At 38.4% G+C, this 10,110-nt stretch carries 9 protein-coding genes; 2 read left to right on the forward strand and 7 right to left on the reverse strand.

The features are described from left to right. Positions 1-438: 438 nt before the first annotated feature. Positions 439-1,293 carry a PRD domain-containing protein gene (locus ASE01S_RS10600; protein ID WP_067841882.1) on the reverse strand — a complete coding sequence of 285 codons (855 nt, stop codon included), beginning with the start codon at positions 1,291-1,293 and terminating at the stop codon, positions 439-441. A 565-nt stretch (positions 1,294-1,858) separates the two neighbouring features. On the opposite strand from ASE01S_RS10600, the gene ASE01S_RS16095 reads away from it, so the two are divergent. Beyond that, positions 1,859-2,269, forward strand: a complete 411-nt coding sequence (locus tag ASE01S_RS16095) for a hypothetical protein (protein WP_217995651.1) — start codon at positions 1,859-1,861, stop codon at positions 2,267-2,269. After that, positions 2,260-3,657, forward strand: a complete 1,398-nt coding sequence (locus ASE01S_RS10605; protein WP_245630362.1) for a BCCT family transporter — start codon at positions 2,260-2,262, stop codon at positions 3,655-3,657. Before ASE01S_RS16095 ends, ASE01S_RS10605 begins: the two co-directional genes overlap by 10 nt. 771 nt (positions 3,658-4,428) lie before the next feature. Here ASE01S_RS10605 and ASE01S_RS10610 read toward each other — a convergent pair. From ASE01S_RS10610 to ASE01S_RS10635, 6 genes are all read right to left on the reverse strand, one after another. Continuing rightward, complete coding sequence (locus ASE01S_RS10610) at positions 4,429-5,070, reverse strand: YesL family protein (protein WP_067841884.1); 642 nt, start codon at positions 5,068-5,070, stop codon at positions 4,429-4,431. Positions 5,071-5,234: 164 nt separating this feature from the next. Next, the gene (locus tag ASE01S_RS10615) at positions 5,235-6,116 is read right to left on the reverse strand and encodes a carbohydrate ABC transporter permease (RefSeq protein WP_067841887.1); all 882 of its coding nucleotides are present in this window, start codon (positions 6,114-6,116) and stop codon (positions 5,235-5,237) included. Next, on the reverse strand, positions 6,109-6,984 hold the full coding sequence (locus ASE01S_RS10620) for a carbohydrate ABC transporter permease (protein ID WP_067841889.1): 876 nt from the start codon (positions 6,982-6,984) through the stop codon (positions 6,109-6,111). Before ASE01S_RS10620 ends, ASE01S_RS10615 begins: the two co-directional genes overlap by 8 nt. 71 nt (positions 6,985-7,055) lie before the next feature. Beyond that, positions 7,056-8,384 (reverse strand): ABC transporter substrate-binding protein, encoded by a 1,329-nt coding sequence (locus ASE01S_RS10625; RefSeq protein ID WP_067841891.1) that lies wholly within the window; start codon positions 8,382-8,384, stop codon positions 7,056-7,058. 516 nt (positions 8,385-8,900) lie between these two features. Further along, the gene (locus ASE01S_RS10630; protein ID WP_067841893.1) at positions 8,901-9,536 is read right to left on the reverse strand and encodes a substrate-binding domain-containing protein; all 636 of its coding nucleotides are present in this window, start codon (positions 9,534-9,536) and stop codon (positions 8,901-8,903) included. After that, complete coding sequence (locus ASE01S_RS10635) at positions 9,508-9,921, reverse strand: LacI family DNA-binding transcriptional regulator (RefSeq protein WP_067841895.1); 414 nt, start codon at positions 9,919-9,921, stop codon at positions 9,508-9,510. The genes ASE01S_RS10630 and ASE01S_RS10635 overlap by 29 nt, the downstream gene beginning before the upstream one ends. Between the last annotated feature and the right edge of the window lie 189 nt (positions 9,922-10,110).

Here is a 10,110-nt window from a genome sequence, read left to right on the forward strand (position 1 = left end):
CCCTATAGTACGTGATCAAAAATCATTCAATCTGTCCATTTCGTTCCTGTTCAAATGAGCCAATTTAGAAGCAAGCAGATCGAGGCGGCGATGGGTTGAGCAACGGAACGTATGCCTTTAGATACGTGAGTCGCGCAAAACCAAGCCAACAATGAGATGCGCCGCTTATCATTTGGCGAATTTTGAACACCTTCATTAAATCCGTGTTCAAATGAGCCGAATTAGAAGCAAGCAGATCGAGGCGGCGATGGGTTGAGCAACGGAACGTATGCCTTTAGATACGTGAGTCGCGCAAAACCAAGCCAACAATGAGATGCGCCGCTTATCATTTGGCGAATTTTGAACACCTTCATTAATAAAAAAATACCTAAACCATGGCAAAGAACAAAAAGCCCCCTGCTCATCATTTAGGTATTGCCTGATTTCTCAGTAACAAGCCTATTCTGCTAATGATTTTTCTCTTAATGTTAAACGGTTAATATGCAACATCAAATATAAAATTTCTTCATCTGTGATGGTCACATTTAATTTATTCTCAAGATATAGACAGATTTTCTTAACACAATGGTAAGTATCGGTATACTTTTTACATACCTGCTCAAATAGTTCATTCTCCATTGCATTCCTAGTTTCGTGCACGTGATGGATCCTCTGTAATAGGTAACGCATATGGATAATAAAGCGGCTAAAATTAACCGTTGTTTCATCTATTTCCATCTTAAAATGGAATTTAATAATATTTAGGATGTCTTGGATAACTTCTACATCAATTAAAGGAGTTTTCTCTTCCACACCATTTTGCTGGCCATTTACAAAATGCATGGCGATAAAACCTGCCTCATCTTCACCTAAGCGAACATGTTCTTCTTTTTCAATAATATCAAGTGATGTTAAGGCGGCCTGAAACTCTTTTTTATAGAATTTCTTTATTTCCCAAATCAATGCATTTTTAAGGCTGTCATTTTGTGAGAAACGTTGTAACGCATATGAGATATGATCCAATAAACCAATAAATACTGAATCATTAAAAGTTACATCTAAATCACTTTCTGCTTGAGCAATAATTTTTCGTGTGACCTCTACATACTCTGCAGACGCAAATTGCATAGCTTGTTCAAACTCCTGTTTCTTAGACGATGTCTCTAAAACAAAGACTTTTTCAACCCTATCTGGATCGAGTAAGTCATTAACTTTTGCATTAAAGCCTACTCCTTTTCCTAGGACCATCTTTTCTTCATTTTTCTCATCTTGGACAAGCACAACACTATTGTTAAAAATCCTAATAATTTTCATACCTCACACTCACCTCCCAACAAAAAAAACCCAGACTTAGAGATATACTAAAATAAATACATCTAAAGTCTAGGTATTGCCTTCTAATTGAAGTAACAAGCCTAAATATAGTTACATTATATACGCTTTCATTTTAGTAGTCAATACTAAATTTCAACTCTATTCTGACTTTTATCCTAACTTGCTACTATTTTTTTATAAAGTGAAACTTCTTCAGTGGGGGTTTCGACGGATAGGATATGCTCGTGCAGACGTTGCGAACTTAGTCAGCTTCCTCTCTCCCCCACTGAATGTGAGTTTAACCAATTGGGCCGTTACTGGCTGTTGGATCTCCTACTTAGACATGACGTGTTCCCTTATTTCTTGAAGGGGGAGGCTTACACTGCGATAAACATCCAAACCGGTTATATTTACCTAGTGCACTGATGCCTCTTTTATTTTGGTTAGGATTTAATAGAATGACCTCGAAAACTATTTTTACAGATACTCACTTTTTAGAAATTTGAAATTGACCTAGACTACTAGTATAATTGAATACTGAATACAAATTAGAAGGTATGATAATATGGACAAAAAAAAGAAGGAACGGGCTTCACAGAAAGCTTTAGCAAAAAAACTCAAAGAAGTAGAAGTTGCTGCGAGAAAGAAAGCAATCAAAAACGCAGGCTCTTTAAAAGGAATACAAACGAAATCGTCTTCTTCTCTTTTCGATCTATCCAAAAAAGAGAAACCCGGAAAAAATAATTGGAGAAAATTCGGGTTTGATCTACATCCTCAAGTCACTTTTTTTTCAGTAATTATTCTAACCATCTGTATCGTATTAACTTTATTATTTTCTAGTACTGCAGAGAACGTTTTTAGTACACTTTTAAATGAAATCACTGAAACAACGGGTTGGATCATGATCTTTGCAGTTAACATCTTATTGCCGTTGCTTTCTATTTTGCCTTTAGTAAATATGGTAAGATTGTACTAGGGGGCCCAGATGCAAAACCAGACTTTTCAAGATTTGCATGGTATGCCATGCTTCTTAGTGCCGGAATGGGGATTGGTTTAGTTTTTTGGAGTGTTGCAGAACCGATTAATCACCTGATCCAACCCTCACCGATGTTTAGTGGTATTGCTTCCAATTCACCTGAAGCTGCTCAAGCAGCCATGTCAAATACATTCTTACATTGGGGAATACATCCATGGGCAATTTATGCAATTGTCGGTCTAGGTCTAGCGTTCTTTTCCTATAATAAGGGCTTACCACTAACGATAAGATCCGTATTTTATCCGATTATCGGTAATAAGATCTATGGATTATGGGGAAATCTAATTGATACATTGGCTGTCTTAGCAACACTGACTGGGCTCGCTACATCCCTTGGTCTCGGTGTTTCTCAAGTAAATGCAGGACTAAATCATTTGTTTGGGGTTGAGATAAGTACGTCGATACAGGTAATTTTGGTCGTTGTTATAACGGGCTTAGCAACAATATCTGTTATAAAAGGGCTTGATGGTGGCGTCAAAAAGCTTAGTGAAATTAACATGATCGTAGCAGGTATCTTCATGTTACTCATTCTTATTATTGGGCCAACAATTTATATTTTTAGTGGTTTTACACAAAATATTGGCCACTATTTTGCTAATTTTATTGAAATGAGTCTTTGGACAGAAACATTCAAAGGAACGAACTGGCAGGGAACTTGGACCATTTTTTATTGGGCCTGGTGGATTTCTTGGTCTCCTTTTGTCGGAATGTTCATCGCAAGAGTTTCTAAAGGTCGAACAGTGAGAGAGTTTATTATGGGGGTTATTGTTGTCCCAACAATCGCCTCGTTTATTTGGATGTCGGTATTAGGTGGAACATCCATCTTTCAACGAATCAATGGGGTGGGAGATATCGCCTCCTATATTATGGTAGATGAATCATTAGCTATGTTTGCAATGCTCGATAACCTACCTATGTCAACTATTCTATCAATTGTTGGAATGATATTGATCGTTATCTTTTTCGTTACTTCCTCTGACTCAGGTTCTTTAGTTGTTTGTAATCTAACTTCAGGAGGTAAGCTTGACTCACCTGTTAAACAGCGTGTTTTATGGGCAGTGATGGAAGGTCTCATAGCTGCCACTTTACTTATTGGTGGTGGTTTAACTGCACTACAAACAGCTTCCATTATAACAGGACTCCCGTTCACTCTCATTCTATTAGTTATGACATACTCCTTGTTTGTCGGTTTGAAACAAGAGTATAAGATTGAATCAGCGGTTAACAAAGAAGTGAAAATAGCTGAAAATAAACATGTGATGAATGAAGTGATTTCTTCAGTCGTACACGATGAGGCCCTTATTGACAAGGAGCCAATAGAAAAATGATAATAACTAGGCTAGAGTAAAAAATTCAAGCTAGTTTTCCCCTAGATATCACGTATATCATATAGTGATAGCAAAGGATTCTCCCAAAGTTCTTGAGGAATATTGGTTCATTGCTAATTAGCGTTTGTAAGATTTATAACCGTGATATATTTAATTATTGATCACGATCTAAAGTTGTTGTAGGCTACTTTAGATCGTTTTCTTTTTGCTTTTTTATTGAATTTGATTATACAGCATTGAATAGCATTTGGCTTTGTATTCACCATGGTTTCACCGCCCTCTGATAACGGAAATGTTTGTCCTTATCATATATCATAGCATTTTTAAGGTGAAATAGCTCAAAAATTGTAATCGGACAATTGTGATGGCAAATGTCATCCCTTGCCCGAAGTCGAGTCAGACGTACCATAGTTTGGTAAAGACTTTTTAGACAAAGAAAAGGTTGGTCATCCTTAATTTAACGACTAAGTAAAGTGAAACTTCGTTCAGTGGGGTTCGACGCATAGGATGTGCTCGTGCAGATGTTGCCACACGACGTCGCGAACTTATCAACATCCTCTATCCCCCCACTGAACGTTAGTTGAACCAATCGGGCCGTTACTGGCTGTTGAATCTCCCACTTAGAAATGACCTGTTCCCCCTTATTTCTTGAAGTGGGGAGTCTTTCAAAAGTCCTTCGATGGGGCGAGTAATCGCAGCTCCAGCCAGTTACACTGCGATAACCGAAAAGGAGACGCATACCATAATAACAGAGGTATAATTGTCACGATTTCACACCTCTATAACTGATTTTCCCTGTTGTAGTTCTTTTGTCTTTTCTAATGCCCTTTTAATCCGCAATATCACCACAAAGATCATACTACTACCTGAAAAAAAGAATAATAGCCCCGGCATAAATAACTGAATAACAATTAATCCAGCTGTTGCCACTGCAATAACCAGAGAATTAATTGGATAGCCAATTACAAATAAGGCACTCGTTTTAAATAACTCTATTATGCCCACTTCATTATTGGTGTATAGAGGAATAATGATAAGACTAATTAACACATGCAATATCCCCATTGCCACGGTGATTACACGATAAAACATAGGAAAGCTATTGATCTCAATAAACAGATAATTATACACTAACATCCCCGACACTAGTACTAGCAGCAAACAGATTAGATTACTCTTAAAAAAGTATTTTCGGTAGACATTAATAAAAACCTTTAAAACCGAAAACGAATCATCACGATCAATCCAACGACTAATGACCACACTCATGGCTAAAGTGGCAGGACCAATCCCAAACAGCCCTAAGCCTAAAAGAGTAAATATCAGCCAAAGTAAATTGACCGTTGCTAAGCGTGAAATCCAGATCGTTAACATGTATAACTTTTGAAGGATTGGTTGATTATCTAGAAACATCTAAGTATTCCTCCCGATAACGTGAGACGTCAATTAGTGGGGGTTTTCTCATCTCCCATTAATTGTTAGTGAACCAATCAAACCTTGACAAGCAATGATCCATCCATTCTACTTCTTTCCCTTAGTCTTGAAATTGAGCAGTCAATTGACTTACAAATATACTACTATCCTTTTATCGATCCACCAATCTTTATCCCTGCCATCACATGCTTTTGAAGAAAAACAAACAATAGCATCGGAGGAATTAATGCAACGATGGAAGCGGCAAATAGCATACCAAAGTCTGTAATACCCTGACGACCAGCGTCTAACGTATATAAGGCAAGCTGTAACGGATACTTTGATTGCGTACTTAAGTAGATTAATGGACCCATAAAATCATTCCAGTTTCCATTAAAGGTAAATACGCCAATTGTGATGATGACGGGCATGCATAGGGGCACGATTATTTTAGTTAATATCTTAAACGAATTCGCTCCATCCATATAAGCAGACTCATCTAAGCTACGCGGGATGCCCATAATAAACTGACGCATTAGGAAAATGTTAAAGGCATTTCCGAATAGATTAGGCACAATTAAAGGTAAGTAGGTATCTACCCAACCAAGGTTTGAGAAAATAAGAAACTGAGGGATTAAAGTTACCTGTGGTGGGATCATCATCGTTGCTAATACGAAAATAAAAAGCTTTTGATTCCAGGGGTGTCTAAAGCGAGCAAATCCGTAAGCAACGAGTAAAGACGAGACAAGGGTAAATACCATATTAAAACCAACCAAGATTAAACTATTTAAGGCGAACCTTATGAATGGGAACCGGTCTAATAGATTCGTATAGTTCTCCCAATGAAAGGTTGAGGGGATCCACTCAATTGGTAGGGTAAAAATTCTACCCGATGGTTTAAAGGAACCTGACAGAGTCCAGACCAAAGGGATTAAGAATACAATGGATAATCCTATCAAAAAGACATATTTAATAACAAGTAATGCCTTTTCTCTTGGGGGTAATGCCCAAACTTCTCTAAAGTACTTAATTTGTTTATTATTCATAATGCACCCACTTCTTCCCTAAGGCTAATTGTACGAGGGTAAAGAACATGATGATTACAAACATCACCCATGCTAGTGCAGAAGCATAACCCATACGATAGTTTTCAAATGCGTTACTGTATAAATGGACCATCAAGGTGTCGGTCCATTGTCGATCAGCACCAGGTAAAATCATCGGCTCATTAAACATTTTGAATGTGTTAATCATCCCCATAGTTAGCATAAAAAATAAAGACGGGCTTATTTGCGGTATGACAACAGAGAAGAACTTTCTAATTGCTGAGGCTCCATCAATATCTGCTGCTTCAAGCTGATCCTGAGGCACACTAGCAAGAGCAGGTAATAAGATAAGCATATTTCCACCTACTCCCCAGAGTTGAGTCAAAATAATGGCTGGCTTTGCCCAATTCGGATCACTTAACCATCCAGGTCCATCAATGCCAATCATTGCTAACAGCGCATTGATTACCCCAACATTCTCGCCTTGGAATCCTGGAGTGAGCATGTAATTCCATAGAATTAAGATAGCAACACCGCCAAAGATGGAGGGCAAATAAAATGTTGTCCTAAAAAATGTAATCGCAGGTATGTTCCTGTATAGCACTAACGCGATAATTAAGGACACCACTACATTGATTGGAACACCTAGAAACACATAGTAAAGGGTATTACCTAATAACGTCCAGAATCGCTCATTTTGAAACAGGCTTGTATAGTTGCCGATCCCAATCCATTCAGCAGCGGTCAGCGCATCATAGCGGGTGAAGCTTAAATAAATCGATGCTAGCATAGGACCAAGCGTAAAAAGAGTAAATCCAATGATAAAAGGAGCAATATATAGCCAAAATTTCTTTTTTTCATTATTCATAAAAAAATCCTTTCTTTAGCGATTTAACTAAATATAGAGGGTAATCCCTCTATATTTAGTCCTTTCACGCTTTATTGAAAGCTTTCTAGTAACCTTTCCTGCTCCTCAAGAAGCGGTTCAATATCACTTCTAAGCGCTTTCATTTCTACGTCTACTGATTCCTCTAGATTAATAATTCTCGATAATCGATTTTGCACCTCTCCATTAATTTCACTCCACATTAAGGAGGCTTCAGGAGGATACGCGCCCTCTACCGCAGCAAGCGTCGATGCAAAGTTTTCGGGACCAAGATCACTAATGTCTAAATAGGCATCTGACTCAGCTACTGATCGCCGTGAAGGGGTCTCAGCATGCTCACTAGCAAGAATTTCTTGAGCCTCAGCACCTGTCCAAAACTTAATTACCTCCCATGCTGCTTCCTTATTATTCGATGCCTCGGCAATATGAAATGCGTTTGAGAATATAGGTGCTGTATCTTCAACTCCCGGCATAGTTGGTGCACTCGTCATATCCCATTCAAAATCTTCAATATTGGCTCGACTCGATAGAATATGCCAAGGACCATCAATTAAGAAGCCTTGCCGTCCACTTGTCCAAAGATCAACCCCCTCGGGAATTTGAGAGCTATTCGGCGCAATATTCAAGTCATTAACTAAATAACGCATTTTCTCAATCAATTCAATCCCATCAGGAGAATCTAACGTGAATTCAGTAAAATCCTCACTAAGCATTCTCACACCATGTGAACGGGTAAATTGACTAGTGCTCGCCCACCATCCCCCTAAAGTATTCATCCCAAACACACCTTCAGAAGGGTTAGTTATCGCTTCTGCCATTTCAATAATTTCTTCCCAAGTCGAATTTTCATCAGGATAATCTAACCCGTGTTGATCCAATAAATCCTTATTGTAAAACATCATGACCGTTCCTAATCTAAGCGGTAGCCCATATAATCTGCCATTATGCGTATAGGCCTCTACACCCACCTCATAAAAATCATCCAAGTCAAAATCAGCATCTTGCTCCGCCCAAGGTGTTAAATCCTCCAATACCCCACGAGCAGCGAAGTAATAGGAGTTTTCCGCTAACTGCACAATATCATAGACATCGCCAGACGCGAAGCGCGTCAGAAGGTGTTGGCCATATTCATCACCGGGGACATTAACCAATTCTACATTGATCGTATCGTTTTGCTCTTCAAAGGCAGCCTTGATATTTTCCATCCGCTCCTGATCAAAGTCACCTCCCCAGTATGAAAATCGAACAGTTGTTTTATTATCACGTTCACCTTCTTCGCCACTATCAGACACGGCATCTCCAATATTTATATCATCATCTCCACAACCCACTAAAACAAGTGCAACTATTAAAAACAAGACCCAGCCCATTTTTTTAACCATTCATCATGCCTCCTTTTGTCATTCAAACAATGGTATATGTCACTTTAGTTTCCCTTGCTAGCTTGCTTTGATTGTAAATCGTTGCCTCACCCACCTCCGTATGACTACGTACATAGAATAGATACAGCATACGTCCTTGATGAAAGCTTCGCCCAGATATCTCTGATTTTTGTTACTTCAGGAAACAATGTGCTTATGATTAGACTTGACCGCCCTTCGAGAGTAATTTGCGATGGTAAACCGGTTCTGGGATTTATCGCAGCCATTTATCTACGGTACAAGAGTCAACGCGTACGATATCGGACAGTACGTTTATTGAACCCAACATGTGATAAACCCAAGTTTTTTTCTTCAGCTAACAGAAACAACCGCCAACCTACAATCGGCTCAGCTTGATACGCTCTTCAAGATTATCTCCTTTCAATATACAGATCATTACAGTATGATCGTTGAGCATTTAGTAGTAACCGGTTACTATTATGGTTAAAAATTAATTATGCAGTGTTCTAGGTGAACTTAGATATTTCTATTGCTCAAGGTCGATTCCTTAGCCACAAGACGTGGCGTTATCACTATATCTCGATCAGATACTTCAGCATCCATCATATCGATGGCCAATTTCCCAAGCTCTTCATAGGGATGACGGACACTCGTCAATTCCGGTGAGGAGGTTTGAGCTAAAGTTGTGTCATCAAACCCAACAAAAGCAAAGCCCTTATCGCTAAAACGCTTTGATGCTTTAATCATGCCAATTCCAACCAAATCATTCATTCCAATCAGAGCTGTTGGTAGTTCTCGATTCGTACGTATTAATTGTTCAAATCCCGCCTCACCACCGGCAATATCATACTCACTATAAATCTGCCAAGAGTCCTTAAAAGCTAAATTGTACTTTTTAAGTTCTTTTTTAAATGTACTGACCTTAATATCCGTTGTCGTTATCCCTTCAACGCCACCTATTAACGCTATTTTTTCATGCCCTTGGTTGACAAGGTGTTCAATGATTAACTCCATTCCTCGGGCTTCGTCCGTTCTAATCGAACAATTATGCATCCCCTCAATTCTGCCATTTATCATGACTAGCTTGGTTTGCTTCTGTACTTTCATTAATACTTCAACACTATTAGGATCTGGAACTGTATCGTTTATCAACCCCCCCTAATAAAATAATGCCCTCCGCTTGTTGCTCAAGTAACATTCGAATATAACGCAACTCTAATTCACGACTATGCATAGAATTACCTAATAAAACCGAGTAGCCCTTATCAAGCGCGTATTTTTCTACCTCAATAAATACTTGTGAAAAAAACGGGTTTGTGATTGCAGGTGTAATGAAGCCTATTAGTCTTGACTTTTTATTGCTCAAAGTCCTTGCCACAGCATTTGGGTGATAGTTGTATTGATCAATGATTTTTTGAACTTTTTCCCGTGTTTTTTGACTAACTGGATAGTTACCAGCAATAACACGGGAAATGGTAGCCGTTGATACACCCGCTTCCTTCGCTAAGTCATAAATCGTTACTTTTTCGTTTCTCATTTAGATCGACTGCCTTTTCTAAGGATATATCGGATAATTAGTAACCGGTTACTATAGCTTTACTTTTAAATGAAAACACTATCCTTTTCGGTATGGTTTTAGTGAAAAATTGTAAGTCCTTTATTCAGCATTATTTAAAACTGTCTCCCTACACTTAAAACTTATGCCTTTTAACTAAAATTAAGCACT

The sequence above is a fragment of the Amphibacillus sediminis NBRC 103570 genome (assembly GCF_001552275.1).
Lineage (GTDB): Bacteria > Bacillota > Bacilli > Bacillales > Amphibacillaceae > Amphibacillus_B > Amphibacillus_B sediminis.

Coding starts and splice junctions, on each gene's coding strand:
- ASE01S_RS10600 (WP_067841882.1), bottom strand. CDS start 1,293: ATGAAAATTATTAGGATTTTTAACAATAGTGTTGTGCTTGTCCAAGAT.
- ASE01S_RS16095 (WP_217995651.1), top strand. CDS start 1,859: ATGGACAAAAAAAAGAAGGAACGGGCTTCACAGAAAGCTTTAGCAAAA.
- ASE01S_RS10610 (WP_067841884.1), bottom strand. CDS start 5,070: ATGTTTCTAGATAATCAACCAATCCTTCAAAAGTTATACATGTTAACG.
- ASE01S_RS10615 (WP_067841887.1), bottom strand. CDS start 6,116: ATGAATAATAAACAAATTAAGTACTTTAGAGAAGTTTGGGCATTACCC.
- ASE01S_RS10620 (WP_067841889.1), bottom strand. CDS start 6,984: ATGAATAATGAAAAAAAGAAATTTTGGCTATATATTGCTCCTTTTATC.
- ASE01S_RS10625 (WP_067841891.1), bottom strand. CDS start 8,384: ATGGTTAAAAAAATGGGCTGGGTCTTGTTTTTAATAGTTGCACTTGTT.
- ASE01S_RS10635 (WP_067841895.1), bottom strand. CDS start 9,921: ATGAGAAACGAAAAAGTAACGATTTATGACTTAGCGAAGGAAGCGGGT.